At 57.0% G+C, this 19,387-nt stretch carries 8 protein-coding genes; all 8 read left to right on the plus strand.

Annotated features, from left to right (window positions below):
- Positions 1–80: 80 nt before the first annotated feature.
- The 8 genes from ACNKU7_RS01335 (at position 81) to ACNKU7_RS01370 (ending at position 19,348) form a co-directional block, all read left to right on the plus strand.
- On the plus strand, positions 81–1,013 hold the full coding sequence (locus ACNKU7_RS01335; protein WP_418295633.1) for a TRAP transporter substrate-binding protein: 933 nt from the start codon (positions 81–83) through the stop codon (positions 1,011–1,013).
- 144 nt (positions 1,014–1,157) lie between these two features.
- A complete protein-coding gene (locus ACNKU7_RS01340) occupies positions 1,158–1,739 on the plus strand; it encodes a TRAP transporter small permease (protein ID WP_418295153.1) in 582 nt (193 codons plus the stop codon).
- Positions 1,740–1,754: 15 nt separating this feature from the next.
- Positions 1,755–3,056, plus strand: coding sequence for a TRAP transporter large permease (locus ACNKU7_RS01345; RefSeq protein ID WP_418295154.1), 1,302 nt, complete (start codon positions 1,755–1,757; stop codon positions 3,054–3,056).
- A 568-nt stretch (positions 3,057–3,624) separates the two neighbouring features.
- Complete coding sequence (locus tag ACNKU7_RS01350) at positions 3,625–7,572, plus strand: pectate lyase family protein (protein WP_418295155.1); 3,948 nt, start codon at positions 3,625–3,627, stop codon at positions 7,570–7,572.
- 199 nt (positions 7,573–7,771) lie between these two features.
- On the plus strand, positions 7,772–11,098 hold the full coding sequence (locus tag ACNKU7_RS01355; protein WP_418295156.1) for a pectinesterase family protein: 3,327 nt from the start codon (positions 7,772–7,774) through the stop codon (positions 11,096–11,098).
- A 625-nt stretch (positions 11,099–11,723) separates the two neighbouring features.
- On the plus strand, positions 11,724–14,315 hold the full coding sequence (locus tag ACNKU7_RS01360) for a fibronectin type III domain-containing protein (protein ID WP_418295157.1): 2,592 nt from the start codon (positions 11,724–11,726) through the stop codon (positions 14,313–14,315).
- An 81-nt stretch (positions 14,316–14,396) separates the two neighbouring features.
- Complete coding sequence (locus ACNKU7_RS01365; protein ID WP_418295158.1) at positions 14,397–17,540, plus strand: TonB-dependent receptor; 3,144 nt, start codon at positions 14,397–14,399, stop codon at positions 17,538–17,540.
- A 161-nt stretch (positions 17,541–17,701) separates the two neighbouring features.
- Positions 17,702–19,348, plus strand: coding sequence for a pectate lyase family protein (locus ACNKU7_RS01370; RefSeq protein ID WP_418295159.1), 1,647 nt, complete (start codon positions 17,702–17,704; stop codon positions 19,346–19,348).
- Positions 19,349–19,387: the final 39 nt, after the last annotated feature.

Below are 19,387 nucleotides of genomic sequence, written 5' to 3' on the forward strand. Positions count from 1 at the left end.
CCAGCGCCTGCGGCGCGTATTGTCTCAGCGGCCGCGGTACTCGCCGGTTGTTGGTTGCGGCGCTGGCAGGCTCCGCGCTGATACTGGCCAGCTGTGGGTTCAAGGAATCCCAGGTGGCGCTCAAGCTCGCACACACTCTGGATCAGCAGCACTCCGTACACCGCGCCATGGTGTTTATGGATGAGCGCCTGCGGGAGCTGTCCGGCGACTCCATGCGCATCGATATCTATTCCGGCGGCCAGCTGGGCAGCGAGCGCGAACTGATCGAACTGCTGCAGATTGGCAGCCTGGCCATGACCAAGGTCTCCGCCAGCCCCATGGAGGGGTTTGTGCCGGAGATGAAGGTCTTCAATCTCCCCTATGTGTTCCGCGACTCCGAGCATTTCTGGAATGTGCTGCAGAGCGATATCGGCAAAGACCTGCTGGTAGCCTGTGAGCGCGCGCGCCTGCGCGGCCTGGGTTATCTGGATGCCGGCAGCCGCAGTTTCTACATGAACGATGTGGCCGTGCAGACCCCGGCGGATCTGAACGGGCAGAAAATCCGCGTTCAGAACAGCCAGACCGCGATCAAAATGGTAAACACCCTGGGTGGTGCCGCCACCCCGGTGAGCTGGGGCGAACTCTACACCGCACTGCAGCAGGGTGTGGTCAATGGTGCGGAAAACAACCCGCCCAGTTTCTACCTCTCCAAGCACTACGAAGTCTCCAAGTACTACACCCTGGATGAGCACACCTATGTGCCGGATCTGCTGCTGATCAGCACCGAGGTGTGGAACAAGCTGAACCCGCAGCAGCAGGGCTGGCTGCAACAGGCTGTCGATGAAGCCGTCGATTACCAGCGCACGCTGTGGCAGGAGTCCACCGAGGAATCCCTGGCCGCGGTCAAGGCAGCCGGTGTGGAAGTGATCTACCCGGATAAGCAGCCGTTTATCGATGCGGTAAAGCCCCTGCATGACAGCTATGAAGGCACCGAAGTTGGCGCGCTGCTGGCAGAAATAAAAGCAATAAATTAGTCCGGTTGGCGAGGAATCAGGCCAGCCCGCAGGAGCCTGCTTTCATGCGAGCAGAAGTTTTCGCCTGAAAGCAGTCACTTGTAAGATAAGAATTAATAAAAAATAAAAGCCCACTAAATAACCATAAAAAGTGGAACGCAAAAGATGATGCAAAAAGTTGAAAAAGCACTGGGTACTGTGCTGGCTGCATTGCTGGCACTGATGGTGCTGGATGTAACCTGGCAGATCCTGACCCGTTTTCTGCCCATGCAGCCGAGCTCGTATACGGAAGAGCTGGCGCGGTACCTGCTGGTGTGGATTGGCCTGCTCGGCGGCGCCTTCGCGTACCGCAAGCGCTCCCACCTGGGCATCGACCTGCTCACCAACGCGCTGCATGGCAATGCGCGCAAATTCCTGCAGATTTTTGTCGTAATGGTGTGCTTTGTTTTCGCTGCCGGAGCGATGGTGTACGGCGGCAGCAAACTGATGCTGCTGACCTTCGAGTTGGAGCAGTACTCAGCGGCACTGAATATTCCCATGGGCTACGTCTACAGCGTCCTGCCGCTGTCCGGCCTGCTGATCTGCCTGTTTTCTGTTGATCACCTCGTCGAGCTGGTCAGGGCGAAAGTCGAGCTGCCGGCGGATTTCGACTCGGATGTTCATCCCTACAGCGAAGGCCTGGAGTCTGGCGGTGTGATGAGCGAGCAAAAAGAAAAACAGAAACAGCCCGAAGCTGCAGAAGCCTGAGCGAGGAGAGACACCGTGGAAGTTGCCGTTATCGTACTGCTGGTCAGTTTTCTGATCCTGCTCGCCCTGAATGTGCCCATTTCCATCAGCATCGGTGCGGCTACCGTGCTGACCATGCTGTGCACCATCGATTTTGATCCCGCCATGATCACCATGGCCCAGCGTATGGCCAGCGGTATCGACAGTTTTGCATTGCTTGCAATCCCGTTTTTTATTTTCTCCGGCATGCTGATGGGCAGCGGCGGCATTGCCCGGCGCATCATCGACTTTGCCCGGGTTCTTGTCGGCATGTTGCCCGGCGGCCTGGCGTTCGTGAATATCATCAGCTGCACGCTGTTTGGTTCCATTTCCGGTTCTGCGGTGGCGGCGACTTCGGCCATCGGCGGCTTCATGATTCCTTCGATGACCAAAGAAGGCTATGACAAGAATTTCAATACGGCGGTGACAGTTGCATCTTCCACAACCGGCCTGTTGATTCCGCCCAGTAATATTTTGATCGTATTTTCCCTTGCCAGTGGTGGCGTTTCCATCGCCGCGCTGTTTATTGCCGGTTACCTGCCGGGGCTTTTACTGGCACTCGGCCTGATGGTGGTGTGCGGTATCTGGGCAAAAGCGAAAGGCTATCCGGTGGGTGAAAAGCCCACGCTGAAAGAGGCCGTGCAGAAGACGGTGGATGCGGTACCCAGCCTGTTTCTGATTTTTATCGTAATTGGCGGCATCATCAGCGGTTTCTTCACCGCCACGGAAGCCAGCGCCGTGGCCGTGCTCTACTCGCTGCTTTTGTCCTGTGCGGTTTATAAGGAAGTGAAGTGGGGTGAATTGCCGGCGTTGCTGACCAAATCCGTGGAAACCACGGCGATCGTGATGTTCCTGATTGCGGCCTCTTCGGCGATGTCGTGGATCATGTCGTACCAGAATATTCCGCAGACCATCAGCCAGGCATTGATCACTCTCAGCGAAAACCCACTGTTGATCCTGCTGACCATCAACCTGATCCTGCTCGCCGTTGGCGCATTTATGGATATGACGCCGGCGGTGCTGATTTTCACCCCGATCTTCCTGCCAGTGGTTACCGAGCTGGGTATGTCACCGCTGCAGTTCGGCATTGTGATGATCCTCAACCTGTGTATCGGGCTGTGCACGCCGCCGGTGGGCAGTGTGCTGTTTGTGGGTGCGAGTATTTCCAAGACATCAATTACCGCGCTGATTCGCCCGCTCTTGCCGATGTACCTGATGATGTTTGTGGTGCTGGCTCTGGTCACCCTGGTGCCTGCGATCAGCGAATTCCTGCCGCGGGCACTTGGGTTGATTGAATGACGCTTTGTTGGATCACTATTCGAAGCGTAGAGTGGTATTACCACTAATCTAGATTTGTTTACCTTGCATCATCATCAGGATGGAACTTCGCCGGGCTTATAGCCCGGCTTTTTTATGCCCATGTGCTATTGGTCAGCCGAACGAACTTACACGCCGGTTTATTTTTCCTGCGTGCCCCGATCTGATTACCGTCAAAAATCGTTTTTATTGTGTAATTTAGCGTCAGCGTGTGCCTGGATGGGGCTATTGGCGCCACTGGCGCTGCTGTTGGAGGAATCTGGTGATCGATTCAACGCACAATTCCCTAAGTTTGGCCAAACAATATCGTTAACAGGCTTTACAGTTATTTTATAACTGGCTAACCTCTCCTATCTTTTTGGTATTGCCAATTTTCTGCTGAAGAGCACTTGAAACAACAATAATGGCAAACCAGTGAATAGGGCGGACCCCGCTGTATCCCGCCCACAGCGATGATGATTGGTCCGACTCCCCTTCCGTAGTATCCCGGGGCAACTCTCCGCGGCCGGTCGTCCTTACCAACTACGCAATAATAAAAACGGAAGGTCACATGCAATTTGAGCTGAAGAAAACGGCAATGCTGGGTGCATTGCTGGGCAGCCTCGTGTCCGCGGGTGTTACCGCAGATGACGGGTTTGCCTCCCTGAACGGCGGGACAACCGGCGGCGCCGGTGGTGAAGTTGTCTACGCAACCACCGGAACAGAAATCCACCAGGCACTGTGCAATCGCGCTTCCAGTGATACGCCGATCATCATTCACGTCGAAGGCGTCATCAACCACGGCAATACCACCAAGGTATCCGGCGCCAGCTGTAATACCGCCGAAGACAAGATCGAGATCAAGGAAGTCAGCAACGTCTCGATCATTGGAGTCGGCAGCGGTGCACTGTTCGATGAGCTGGGTATCCATCTGCGCAGCGCGTCCAACATCATCCTGCAGAACCTGCACGTGCGGAACGTAAAAAAATCCGGTTCGCCCACGTCCAATGGTGGCGATGCCATCGGTATGGAAAGCAATGTGTACAACGTGTGGGCCGACCACCTCACCCTGGAAGCCTCCGGTGGTGAAAGCGAAGGCTATGACGCGCTGTTCGATATGAAGGCGGAAACCAAGTACGTCACCCTTTCTTACAGCATTCTGCGCAACTCCGGTCGCGGCGGTCTCGTCGGCTCCAGCGACACCGACGACAACAACGGCCCGGTGACGTTTCACCACAACCTGTACGAAAACATCGATTCCCGTACACCGTTGTTGCGCCACGCTACGGCGCATGCCTACAACAATTACTATCGCCAGTTGAACGCGTCCGGCATGAATCCGCGTATCGGCGGTGTGATGAAGGCGGAGCACAATTACTTCGAGGACTCGAAAGATCCGCTCGGGACTTTCTACACCGACGACATGGGTTACTGGGAAGTGAACGGCAATATATGGTCGAACATTACCTGGACTGCAGAGGGTACCGACAACCATCCCGCCGGCCCGAATCCCGTGTCCACAACCACGGTCAATATTCCCTACAGTTACAGTCTGGATGACGCCGCGTGTGTGCCGCAGATCGTGCTCGCTGCTGCGGGTGCCAATACCGGATTGCTCGTATCTGATGGTGCCTGTGAGGTTGATCCGGGCTCTTCGTCTTCTTCATCTTCCGGTGGCAGTACTTCCAGTGGTTCCTCCAGCTCCGGGGGCACCAGCTCCTCGTCGAGTTCTTCGTCCTCATCCAGCTCCGGGGGCACCGGCAGCTCGGGTGGCGGTGTGCCAGCTGAGCTCGGCCCCAACCTGGCGTTGTCCGGTGATGCCGACGGTACCAGTAAAGGCGGCGGTACCAGTTACGGCAACGCAGTGGATGGCGACCTCACCACCTACTGGCAGCCATCGTCCACCAGCGGCGAGCGCATCTCCGCGAAAAACTTCGGTAGCATTTTCAACACGGTGATCATCCGCGAGATTGGTAATGCTGTGCGGGGCTGGCGCCTGGTAAATAACGACACCGGTGCTGAACTGGCATCCGGTAGCAGCATTGGCAGCGAGATGCAGGTTTACCTCGGCGATGTGAGCATGGACAAGATCAACCTGATGATCGACAGCGCCAGCAGTGCACCGCAGATTGCCGAGCTGGAAATCTATAACGCTAGCGGTGACGTGGGTTCTTCCTCTGGTGGTACCAGTTCCGGCAGTTCATCCAGCTCCGGCGGCAGCAGTTCCGGTGGCACGGTGGATCTCGCGGTAACCACTTCCGGTTCCGACGCCCACCTCAACTGGAATGTTACCAATATCGATATCCAGAACCAGGAGGTATATCGGGATACGGATCCCGATCCGAGTGGTCGTGTGAGGATCGCTACCAGTGTTGCCGGCAATAGCTACACGGATGCTGGCCTGGCGGACGGTAACTACTACTACTGGATCAAGGTGACTGATACCGCGGGTGTCGTGACCAACTCCAACGGCGACGATGCGGTAATTGTCACGGCGGTATCCACCCTGAAACTGGAGGAGGCCGAGGCTGGTTTCTGCGCGGTAGACGGTGCACTGGAGAGTGAACACGCAGGCTTTACCGGTGCCGGCTACGCCAACACCGACAACAGTGCCGGCATGGGCGTGGGCTGGTCGGTGGTGGTTCCGGTGGCAGGCGCCTACACATTGCAGTGGCGCTTTGCCAATGGATCCGGTGATCGCCCGGCCGCAGTGCTGGTGAATGGCAGCAGCCAGGGCAGTGTGGCCATGGCGGATACCGGTGCCTGGAGCAACTACACCGACAGTGCCTCGATAAGTGTCAATCTTGTTGCGGGCTATAACGAAATCCGCCTGGAAGCGACTGGCGGCAGCGGCCTTGCCAATATCGACAGCCTTTCTGTAACCGGGGTTGCCCCGGAAGCCGGTGACTGTGCCGGTGGCAGTGCCTCCAGTAGCAGCTCCTCTTCCGGTGGCACCACCAGTTCCTCCAGCAGTAGCTCCTCTTCGGGAGGCACAACCAGCTCGAGCAGCAGTTCGTCCTCTGGCGGATCGACCAGCAGCAGTTCATCAAGCTCTTCCTCTGGAGGTAGTTCGTCTGGCGGCGCTTTCCCGTCTCCAGAGGTGAGCAATGCCTGCTACACCCTGGCCACCGATCCGAATGTGAACTGGCGGGATTCTGCCGAGCTGGATACCGACCAGGAAATTGTCGAGTGCCTGTTCCAGACGCTCGGCCGCGCCGTCGGCTACGGTGAAAATGCCATGGGTGGTTACGACCCGAACGGCAACAGTCAGCTGACCGTCATCACCAAAAATGATCCACAGGGACGCTCGGTTGAGCAGCAGATTCTCGATGCGGTCACCGGTGACGACTACAACTGGATCGTGTTCGACAAGTTTGATTTTGCCAGTGAGTCCGAAGTGGCGATGTACCGCAATAACTGCGGCGATGCGGCGGTGCAGGCTGCGATTGGCGGCACCGAAGCGCAGTGTATTGATTACCGCCAGTGGTGTGCGGACAACGGTTACAGTGATCACGACGCCTGTATGGCAGAGTTTTTCAATAATCGCCTGAACAACGCCAGCCTGCCGATCCGCAATACCAAGATCGGTTCCCACAAAACCCTCGACGGCCGTCAGGCCAACGCCTACTTCCGCTTCAATGGTTTTGCCATCGGTGCCGACAGCAGTGGCGCGCCTACCCAGACTGCCGAGCACGTGATCCTGACCCATCTGCATTTCCGCGGCGCCGGCCATACCGAAGATCACGGCCTGGATCCGGACATGATTCGCAACACCGGCGCGTCTCATGAAATCTGGATTCACAAGAACACCTTCGATACCACCGGTGACTCGGCGTTTGATGTGAAAGTGGGTGCCTACAACATCACCATGAGCTTCAACAAGCTGGTGAATGTAAAACGTGCGGCCCTGCATGGTTCCAGTGACAGTCGAACCATCAATGAGCAGATTCGCACCACCATGCACCACAACATGTTTGTCACGACCGACGACCACTACAGCAGTCTGGGAAATACCTTGCGCCGTATTCCGCTGATCCGTCGCGGTACTTCGCACATGTTCAATAACTTCTTCATGAACTACCGCAAGGACATTCTGAGTGTGCGCGTGGGTGCGAGTGTGCTGTGGCAGGACAACATGTTCCTGATCAACCGGGATTTCCAGGAAAAAGATGACCCGATACAGGCGTTGACTGAGCGTGGTGATGAACTCGCACGGGATGTGGCGGATGGCAATTTCCGCACCGACGGCTCCCTGCTGTGGTTCTCTGACGCCGCCTGCAACCTGGATCCGGCAATTGAGTACGAGATCACCAATGCCTCCGGTTCGGTGGGTGACCTGTCCCTGGATTACACCCAGTACTCCCGCGATGTGATGGCTGCGCAGAACCTGCCTGCGAGCCAGGCGATGGCCGACTACATCATCGCCACGGCCGGAAAAAATGGCGAGATCCCGTTCAACTCACCATTAGGTTTTGACCAGAGCTATGTCATCGGTCTTGGGGAGGTCGCCTGCCAGTAAGCGTAGTCCACCGACTGATGTGAATGGCGAACCCAGCCACCATCTGGTGGATGGGTTCGTGCGTTTTTATCTGGGTTACACATTCATCCGCCCTGCCGCAGTTCTATTGGGGGAATGAGCAGGGCGGTGGATACACCGCTGATTCAGAGATGGTCAGCGGAATTAAAACAAGAGAGCAGATAACAAAAAGGAGAAGCCGATGAGAGTTCACGGCGTTTTGATGGCCGCATTGCTCGGCAGCCTGTTGGGCGGCTGTAGTGATGACGGAACCAAAAAAGAACTTGTCGAGCTGGAGCCGATCGTGAAGGCGGAACCGGAGCCCGAACCAGGTCCCGAACCAGAGCCCGAACCAGAGCCCGAACCAGAGCCCGAACCAGAGCCCGAACCAGAGCCCGAACCAGAGCCCGAACCAGAGCCTGAACCAGAGCCTGAACCAGAGCCCGAGCCCGAGCCCGAGCCAGAGCCTGAACCAACGGCCTTCATCTGCCCGGAAACCGGCCTCTATTTTTGTGACGATTTTGAAGATGGTGAATTCGCCAGTACCTGGGATGCAGTGATCGATGGCTACGGCCTTGCCGATCCGGGCACGTTCGACATCCTCGACGATGGCAGCAGCAAATCCCTGCGCTTTACCGCCGGCACCCGCGGGGTAAACCTGCGCGAAGGTGAGTTGATCCTGGTGAAGCCGGAAGCCTTTGGCAGTGTCCCGGCGGACTATTTTGTTGAGTACCGCATTCGCCCCCGTAACAACAGCAATACCGGTAATAAATACCTGTATGGCATAGGCCGCTACCAGGGGCCGTTGCAATGGTATTTCGGCGGCCTGAACATGCAGAGCAGCAGTGAATCCACCCAGGTGGAAGCGGGCCATGCGTCAACGCCGGATGGCGGTGCCACCGGTTCGGTCAGCCGTCTGGTGCAAGCGGGGAAACCGCTCGTGCTGGGTACCCAGGATGGCGTGGATGGCACCTGGTATACCGTGCGTTACGATCTGGTAGGCAGCAGCGTAACGGTGTATCTGGATGGCGAAGAGCTGGGTACCTACACCGATGATGCCAGCCAGTATAACGCGGCCGGCCTGATCGGATTCTTTACCTATAACCGCTCGTTTGAAGTGGATTACGTAAAAGTCGGCGACCCGGCTGTCAAACCGGTGCAGCTCACCATCGACTACGCCGAGCCGGCCTGGGTCGCCACCGCCGGGGATCCGCCACTGCAGATCAATGTCACCGCGGTGAAAAGTGATGGTGTTACCGCGGATACGTTTAGTGTGGTATCCAGCGATGCCTCCGTCGTTTCCGTGACAGTGAATGGCACAGCCGTTACGCTCAATCCGCTCGCCGAAGGTACTGCCGACATCACGTTTACCAGTGGCTCCGACAGCAGCCTGCAGCGCACGGTGCACGCAGAAATCGCCAAGGCGTTTGCGATGCCGGCGGTGGACTATGGGGATATCAGTGCGAAGGTGACGCCGCTACCGGGTGCTACCGGCGAGTACGAAGATACGCGGCTTAGCATTACCTTTGACGGTGTGCCAACGTTGAATGCTGAGGTTGGCTCAGTGCGTATCTTCCGCGCCGACGATGACAGCGAGGTGGACGTCATCCGCGCAGGTGGTGAAGCCGACACGCTGGGCTACCTGGGGCAGGGCAGTGCCCGCACTATCGCGGTAAATCCGTTTGTGGTGGAAGGCAACACCCTCACCATCTCTCCGCATACCGCAATGCTGGAGCAGGGCGTTGAATATTATGTGGTGATCAGTAGCGAACTGGTAAGCGGTACCGAACTCAATGGTGTGACCTTTGCCGGCCTCGGCAAAAATGCCGGATGGACATTCACCACCCGCGCGGCGGGACCCGCAGGTGCCGACGTGACGGTCGACGATGATGGTGCTGCCGACTTCCGGACTGTGCAGGGTGCACTGAATTATGTGATGGAAAATGTAGGTGCGAACGATCCGGCAACGATCACCATTGCCGCGGGCAGCTACCGCGAGCCGCTGTTCCTGACCGGTAAGAACAACCTGACCATCAAGGGGGCCGGGGCTGATCAGACGCGGATTCATTATGAAAACTACGAGGGGTTGAATAGCGGCAGTGACAATCGTGCCCTGTTCCTGGTCAAGAGCAGCGACCTGCTCATGCTGGAAGACCTCACCATCGAAAATACCCACCGCCGCACCGGTGCGGGCGATCAGGCGGAAACCATTTACTTCAACAGTGACGGTCGCCTGATTGTGCGCGATGCCGCTTTTATTTCCGAGCAGGACACACTGCTGTTGAAGGGGTACAACTGGTTCTTCAACTCACTGGTTGCCGGCAATGTGGATTTCATCTGGGGCTACAGCACCGCAACCGTGTTTGAGGAAACCGAGATCCGCTCATTGGGCGACTCCAAGTTCGAAGCCGGTTCCACAGGTAGTGGCGGATATGTCCTGCAGGCGCGCACTCCGGTAGCGAGCGCGCCGGGCTTTGTGTTCCTGAACTCAAAACTCACCCAGGCTGCAGGCCCTACCGGTGTCACCATCGAACCAGGCAGTACTTATCTTGCGCGCAGCGGTGGCAATAGCAGTTACTACGACAATGTCACTTTCATCAATACCGCCATGGATTCCCACGTGGCAGGCATTGGCTGGGCCTATGCCGGCATCAACAGCCAGCCTGCACCTAACCCGGGTGCGGCATCGGCCGATGCGGGCTGGCGTGAATACGGCAGCACCGACCTCGGTGGCAATCCGCTGGATCTGAGCAATCGCTGTGACAGCAACGGCAGCTGCTATCTGTTGAGCGAGGAGGAAGTGGCCAGCCGCTTCTGCTCGCGCGCGCAGATTTTCTCCAGCTGGAATGGCGGTGAAGGCTGGGATCCGTATCCGGAAGATACCAGTGATGACCACTGTGTGATTGAAACCGCACCTGCGGAAGCCTGGAGCGGTAATGGCATTGTGCTGGGAGGCAGTACTACCGGTATCAGCGGCAGCATTGACGCACAGACCGAGGACAGCGTGACCTTTACCGCCCAGGGCGGCAAGTTTGAAAGCACAAAAATGTCTTTCTACATGGTGTCCCAGCAGGTAACCGGTGATTTCACTCTCATTGCCAGGGTCAAGTCGGTAGGTACCTTGCGGGAAAATGCGTCCTATCAGTTCCCCGCTGGCCTGATGCTGTGTGAATGCGATACTGCCAGCGCAACCAGTTCGGTTTTCGGGCATGCGAGTGTCAACGACCTGACTGAAGATGCCACCGTTAATCTGGTGGCCAGTTATGGTCATGTGACTGCAGCGGGTGGTAGTTGGGGTAAAACCGGAAGTACCCCGGTTGCCGCCGGAGACAGCCTGTACCTGAAGCTGGAGCGCAGTGGCGAAAATTACACTGCGAGCTATTCCATTGATGGGGGTGCGACCTATAGCGGCCTCGGCGGCGGTGGCCTTTCCGGACTGCCGGATACTGCCAGTGTCGGACTGTTTGCTGCACCCAATGGCTCAGGCAGCCAGAGTTTTACCTTCGAAGATATCCAGTTGACTCAGTAACCAGCTGAAAGGCGCTCCGCAGCAATACGTTGCTGTCCGGGGCGTTTTCCCAAAGTACAAATGCCGCGTTTTTGCGCGGCATTTGTATTTCTCCGGATAGGAATATTCGCCTTTGCCGGCATTTGTGGCGGGGCGCACTCGTCACGCGAGGCGAAAACATAATGCGCAAGCTATGCCGTATCGGGTTTGCACGCCAGTGGTCTGACAGCCATTGGGAAGCTGAGTAAAAGCCAGCGTTGCTGGCAAGCCACTCCTCTGCATTTGAGGTGCGGTTCGGCAGATAAACAAAACTCCGATTGCCAATTTCAGTTCCACTTTTGTTTTGGTCAGGCCAAATTTCGGGTGTATTACTAAGCGCTTTTGCGGATAAGTTCGCGTTTTACGAGGTAATGCCGTGTAATTTCACTACATAATCGTCGCAAAATTGCACAACAATTGGGCATTTTGTCCGGCAAATCCACGCTCGCGGTATTGGTCATCAAAAACTCCCTTACCAATTACGGTTTGGCCTTGTCTATGCCAAACCAATCTGTTTTCATTGCCAAACCAATAAGTATTAGAAGCTGGGCCTTAGTGGTATCCAGGCTCATAAAAATAACGATTGAACATGAGAGATGAGGTGAGGATGAAAGCTTTACGCTGGACTCAGTCTGCGCTTGCGCTCTGTATTATGGGAACCCTGACTGCCTGCGGGAGCGGCAGCGACAACAGCGCCGGAGAGGGGGATATTGCAGATCTCCCCGAGCCACCTCCCGTCGTAGTGGTGCCGCCAGAAGAGAGTGGCATCGTCAACACCCCGCTTCCGTTGCTGGAAAACTTTGGTGAATACACCGGTTTCGATGACAGTGACACAATCGATTTCTTCAGCGACAACTACAAGTCCCTGGCGACAGCGCAAGAAAACAGCGAGTACGAAGATGCGTTCCCGTACTTCTATTACCCCACCTGCTGTTTCTTCCTCGAAGACGATCCCAACAACGGGCCGGCGGTGGATAAAACCCGTCTCGCGATTATCAGCGATAACGGCGACCCATCGCTGCTGGTGAGTAACGCCCGCTTCAGTATTGCCCAGACCCGTTCCGAACTCGCCGGTGAGGTTGCCGACCCCAAGAAAAACTCGACCAGCGGCAGTGCCGCAGCAGGTTGGGGTGAACTCGACCTGTCCGAGCCCTACCGCATTTCTTTCTGCGTGGCCTCTGCCAGTGGCTCAAGCAGCAAGACCCAGATCTATGTAGACAACAACTCCACCGGTGAAGCGAACTCCCTGCATGGAAGCGATTCCATTATTTTTGACGTGCCCACCGATGCACTGGTCGTGGGCAAACGGGTAGTGATCAATGTGCCCGGGGATGTGTACCTGCAACAGGATGGTGAGCCGGTGCTGGATGTCCCTGCACTGGTGGGTACCGAGCAATCCTTCCTGCAATTCCGGGTGTCCAGTGGCGGTACCGCAATCATCGACGACCTGTTGATCGAGAAGCAGACTGAAAACGGCCAGGCGGATCTGCCGGCCTGTACCCCATTCCAGCCCGCCACAGCGCCGGATGTGCCGGAGGGCCTGAGCCTGTTTGCGACGGACGCGCAGATGTCAGTGAGCTGGGACTCCGTACTGGGAGCCGCCACCTATGATGTGGCCTATGGCACCAGTAGCGACATTGCTGCCGCGACCCTGGTCGAGGGACTGGAGAAATCCGATACCACCCTCACCGATCTGGAAAATGGCAGTGAGTACTACGTATGGGTACGTGCGGTGAACAATGTTGGGCCGTCTGACTGGAGTGCTCCAGCGACCGCCACACCTGAAGCGCCCGTGGGTGACAGCTGCACGGTAACCGAGCAGGTGAATCCATCCCCGGCCAACGGCATCCTCTGGAACCTGTACGATGGGTGTACCCACCCGGGTACCTTCGGCTCTGTTGTGATCAACGGCAGTGAAGACGCAAACTTCGCCATGGATCCGGAGGAGGAGCCGTTCTTCAGCACCAGCGAGCTGGGCGTAATGAACCTCGACACCATCGGTGCCGATGCCAAGCCCGTCGGTGACCTTACCGGAATTATCGCCGGCGACGCGGCTACCTATCCGAAATACTTCACCTTTATTGCGCGTATCGATACTGCTTACGCAGCGAGCCAGGGTGCGCGCGGTTTTGAAATCGAAACCCACCTCGGGGATGCCGGTATTGATGGCCGCGGTCCGGCGCGCATCAAAACCGTCCTGCGTCCTGACAGCGGCAAGCTGCAGTTGGAGCGCTTCCTTTCCACCCTCGAGGCCGACGGTGATGAGGAAACCGCGGAAATCGACATGGACATGAGTGATGGGTTCCACACCTATCAGGTCACCTTCACGGTAAACGACCCGGCCACAGCGGGTACCGATTACATCACCGCAACGGTCTACCGCGACGGTGTTGAAGAGGGCAGCTTTGTCGGTAACGGCCGTGACGGCGGTTCCTCCACCAGCCAGTTGCGTATTGGTGAGGGCTCCAGCAGCGCTTTCTATGCGGATGTGGACTGGATGGTGTGGAGCGATAGCGCCACTGCTGCCAGCCTGACCCCGGAGCAACTGGTGGGCGAGCTGCCCTCCGATATCGGCGATCTGGCGGAATACGCGGGTGACGGCCAGGAGCCTGAAGTAGATCCCAACCTGGTGCTGAGTGAAAACTTTGACGCTGCCAGCGACGGCGATGGCGCCAGCAGCAGCCTGTTTACCGCCGCATACAAGAGTATTTCCAGCAACCCGGTCTTGCCGTTCTACAACGCCAACAACGCGGCATCCCGCATCGCGGTAGCCGGAGGCGCGCTCAGCTTTTTCAACGCGCGCTTCACCCTGGGGGATCCGGACGGCGCAGACAAAACCACCACAGACCTGGACACTACCACCCGCGGCGATATCGACCTGAGTAAACCGTACATCATCCGCTTTGACGTGATCACCAATGACCACCCTGCGGATGACGATGGCAAATGCCAATTGTATGTCGACAACGATGGAACCAGTTCGGATCAGTCGATCCACGGCGGTGATTCGAAGATCTTCGAGAAGCTGGTCGGCGTTATCTCCGATACCGACAGCGCAACCGGCCCGGTGACCATCACGGTTAGCCCGGATGAGACCGGTTACCTCGTGGGGACTGCCACCTCATTCATTCAGTTCCGCTGCGACAGCCGCGTGGATACTCCGGTTGCCATCGATAACCTGGTTATCGAGTACCAGTAAAAATAGCGAAAGACGGCTGCACCTGCGGGTGCAGCCGCAATTGGCACATTGCCTAAGAACAAGGGAGATGGGAGAGTCAAAATGACCTATAAAAAACAGATTCTCGCCGTGGCCATTGCCATGGCCGCCTCCACCAGTCTGGCAGCCCAGGAAGCTCAGCAAGCTGAGACCGAAGCGCAGCCGCAGCAGGTGGAAGCACAACAGATTGAAACGGTGGAGGAAGAAACTTCTTCCGGGTATTCCGCTGGTCTCGCTGCACAGAACGCTGAAACCGAAACGGGAATTCAGCCTGAAGCGGCACAACAGATCGAGCCGGCAGAAGACGAAAGCTCTTCCGATTTTGCGGTCGAGGAAGTCTACGTCGAAGGGGTAAAGAGCGCAGAACTGAATGCCCGCCAGGCCGAGCGGGACAAGAACGTATTCAGCTCCGTCATCACCCAGGATGACTCCGGTAACTTCGCGGACCAGAACGTGGCGGAATCCCTGCAGCGCCTGCCGGGTATCACCCTGCAGAGCTCCGAGGGCGAAGGTAAATTTATCAACCTGCGCGGTCTGGGCCCGGGCTTTGTCTCTGTCCAGATGAACGGTTCCGAGATGGCCAACAGTGGCGGTGGCCCGGCAGACTCCGAAAGCCGTGGTTTCTCCCTCGATGCGCTGCCAGCGGATGTACTGCAGTCCATCGAAGTACTGAAGTCTCTGACGCCGGACATGGATCTGAACTCGATCGGTGGCAGCGTCAACGTCACCACTATTTCCGCGCTGGATCGCGGAGAGAACACCGTCAAGCTGCGCGCTCAGGGTGCCTACCAGGATCAGAGCGGCGAAAGCTCGCCCAAGTTCACCCTGCAGGGCACTAACATTTTTGCCAATGAAACCATTGGCTTCAGCTACTCACTGTCCTATGAAAATCGCGTGAGCGAAGGCTATGAATCCCGCGCCCATGACAGCAGCCTGCCGCGCTACATTTCGGTCGACGGTGTGGATGGCCCGATGCTGATTCCGTTTGAATTGCAGAATCGCCAGGAGAACGCCGAGCGCGAACGTATCGCCGGCATTTTTGACCTGGAATACCGGCCCAACGATAGCAGCAAGTACTACGCCCGCTACAGCAACACGGTGTACACCGATGAAGACATCGCGATGCGCGAATACTACCGCTGGGGGCAGGCAGATGACGACGAGGTCGTGTACCTGGACCCGGCCACCAATACTTTTGGCAGCGGTGGCATCGACCTGCAGCATCAGTATTTCATGCAGGAATCCGAAAGCGACACCAAGGTATTCGCGCTCGGCGGTGAAAACCTGTTCGGTAACGGTTACACCCTCGACTACGAGCTGACGCATTCCAGCGCCACCCAGGATACGCCCGACAGCCGCCGGGTGCAGTTCCGTGTGCGCGACATTACCGCGCTGGGCCGCACTGGCGATGACTTCCTCAACGGCCAGATTGTGCACCCGGACCAGCTTGCTACGCTCGCCGGGCTCGAGAGCATGGCCGGCGGTAACGTCGGCCCGAATGGTTACCTGGTCGGCGAGCAGGTTCAGGCGAACATGCTCTACGATAACCTGTTTATGGAGCAGGCCTATCGAGAAGACACCATCGACCAGGCCAGTCTGAACTTGCGTAAAGATTTCGACATGGGCCCGGTAAACTTCGTGAAAACCGGTTTCAAAATCAAAAACCGTGAGCGCAACCGCGACAAGAACCGCATAAGCGTGGATCCCCGCGATAAATATTTCTATGGCTGTGCTGGTGACGAGGCCTGTGAGGACTCCGCGCGTTCCGCACTGGGAAATTACGAAACCTTTATCCCGGACAATCCCCTGTTTGACCACGCATTTATCAGCAAGGCCGCGGCGGAACAGCTGATCGACGCTACGCGTAAAATCGGTGACAACTACGACCCGGAAGAGCGCGAGCTGGAAAGTACCCGCAACGACTATGACATCACGGAAGATACCGCGGCTGCCTACGTCATGGGTGAGTTCCAGGTCACCGAAACCGGTGCCCTGATTGCGGGTGTACGTTATGAAAAGACCGACTTCAACTCCACCGGTTATCTTTCCATTCGCAACGACCGCGAAGAGAGTGCGGATCAGCTGGAGTCGTTCGATATTGCCGTGCCGCTGGACGACACCGCGAACTCCTACAGCGGCCTGTTCCCGAGCCTGCACTATCGCGATGAGCTGCGCGATGACCTGCTGTTGCGCGCGTCGCTGTGGACATCGTTCTCCCGTCCATCCTTCGATGAGGCCCGTGCCTATGCCCAGGTACGCGACCGGGTGATCTTCTGTAACTACGACGCCGCAGCGGGTCTTGCAGGCGATGACCAGTGTTCCGACAGGCCGGCCGACCTGCAGGGTGCTATCGCAGAGGCGGACTATACGGACGAGTACAAATCCCGGAACCTGACCATGTCCTCGGACAACATCGTGGAAATCGGCAACCCGAAACTGGATCCGATGACTGCCACCAACTTCGATATTTCCCTGGGTTGGTACGCGGATGAGAACCTGTTTATCCAGGCGGCGGCGTTCTACAAGCAGATCGATGACTTCATTGTGGAAGTGTCCGGTGCAGACCTGAACCTGGCCGACCTGCCGTACACCCTGCCGGTGAATCAGGTGACGATGTTCAATATTCCGTCCGACCTGCAGCTCTCCAACGCGCAGACATTCCTGAATGGTAAAGGGGCCGATGTCTACGGTCTTGAGGTCACTTACAACCAGTACTTCATGGAAGGCATCCTGGCGAACTTCTTCATTCAGTCCAATTTCACCCTGCTGAATTCCGAAGCGGATGTGGGTGCGAGCGTACGTGCGGACAAGATTCGTCTGCCGGAACAGGCGGACGTGACTGTGAACACCACCCTTGGTTGGGAGAATGATGACTTCTCCGTGCGCTTTATCACTAACTACCGCAGTGAAATCCTCAAGCGCATCGGTTCCTGTACCGATACCGACATAGCGGCGGATGCGGCCCTCGGTTACGCACAGAACTGTAATGCGTGGGCGGATGTTTACCAGGATGCCGGCGTGACCTACGACATCAAAGCGACGTACAGCGTGAACGACAGCATCAAACTGTATTTCGATGCGGTGAATATCACAGACGAAAGCAATATCCAGTACTTCGAGGGTAATGCGGCCTCCAGCGGACACATGATGTACCTGCGGGAAACCTATGGCCCCACTTACCAGCTGGGATTGAACGTTCAATTCTGAGTTTGAATGCGCATTCGGTAGCCACATTTGCCCCGCTCCGCGGGGCTTTTTTGGCTGAAAAAACAAGAACCACGAGTTACTGCCCGGGCATAAACGGGAGCCGGCCGCTTCGCCGGTTCCACGGGGGTGGCAATTTGAGACCACGGAAAATAGGTGCATCCATGCAACACAATTTATTCACCAGCATTACTGCGCTCGCGGTGTCGTTACTTCTAACGGCCTGTGGTGGCGGCTCCAGCGGCTCGGATACCTCCCCGCCAGTGTTTGGTTCGTCCTCCAGTTCTTCCTCATCGAGCAGTTCGTCTTCCGGGGGCAGCTCCAGCTCATCGAGCAGCTCCTCCTCCGGTGGCAGCTCCAGTTCTTCCAGCAGTTCATCTTCCGGTGGCAGTTCCTCCAGTTCATCGTCTTCCGGTGGCGCAACCGAAATATCTGCAGCCTGTGAACAGCTGGCGACGGATCCGGCAGTGAACTGGCGCGATTCCGCAGAGCTGGATACAGACCAGGAAATTGTGGCGTGCCTGTCGAAAACCCTCGGCCGTGCGGTGGGCTACGGTGAAAATGCGACTGGTGGTTACGATGCGGCGGGTAGCAGCGCGCTGGTGGTGATCAAGAAGAACCAGGCCAAGTCCGTCGAGCAGCAAATTTATGATGCAGTAAGCAGTGACAGCTACAACTGGATCGTATTTGACAAGCTGGACTTCGCCAGTGAAACAGAGCTCTCCTTTCACAAGCTGTACTGCAACCGCAGCGAGATGCAGACCGCGATTGGCGGCACCGAAGCCCAGTGCATGGATTACACCCAGTGGTGTGCGGACAACGGTATTACTGACGCACAGGCGTGTTTGCAGGAATTCTTCAATGTGCGCCTGAATACCAGCGGCGTTTCATTCGGTAATGCGGGTGTTGGCTCGAACACGACCATCGACGGACGCCAGGCCAATGCCTACTTCCGTTTCAATGGTTTCGAGGTCAGCGATAAAGATAATGTCATCTTCACCGGTCTGGACTTCCGCGGTGCGGGTCATACTGAGGATCACGCACGGGATCCGGACATGATCCGCAATGACGGCGCCACCAATGTGTGGATTCACCAGAACAGCTTCGATCTCACCGGGGATTCCGCCTTCGACGTCAAAGGCGGCGCCCGCGATATCACCATGTCATTCAACCGACTGGTGGATGTGAAGCGCGCGAGCCTGCATGGTTCCAGTGATACTGAAACGGGCGTGGAAAATATTCGCACGACCATGCACCACAACGCCTTTATCACGACCGACGCGCGTTATGCGGATTTCAGCAGTACTGCGCGCCGCGTGCCGCTGATCCGCGGTGGCCGCACCCATATGTTTAACAACGTGTTCATGAACTACCGCAAGGATGTATTCAGTGCCCGCGTTGGCGCGCAGGTTTTGTGGGACAGCAATGCGCTGTTTGTGAACAGCAGCCACGGCGTTTCCACAAGTACCCTTGCCGCCGAGCTGGCGCGGGATAACTACACCAGTGATGACGCCGGCAACCAGAGTAACTTCCGTTCCGAGGATTCTTTGGTATGGCTGTCGGACGCTGCGTGCACGCTGGGTGAATCGAGTTCGGAAATCACCAATGCCTGGGGTACGGTCGCAGACCTGAGTGCAGACTACTCGGAAGACTCCCTGGACATGATTGATGCACAGAAAACAGCGGCAGGGCAGGATCTGGTGGACTATGTCCTGTCTACCGCGGGTGTTGGCGGTGAGTTGCCATTCAACTCACCCCTGGCCAACAGCCAGGCCTACGTGCTCGACCTCGACAAGGCGGTCTGCCAGTAATCCTTGGCATTGCCCCGCCTGAAGCCGGGCGCGGCCGAT

It is taken from the genome of Microbulbifer weihaiensis (assembly GCF_048323715.1).
GTDB lineage: Bacteria > Pseudomonadota > Gammaproteobacteria > Pseudomonadales > Cellvibrionaceae > Microbulbifer.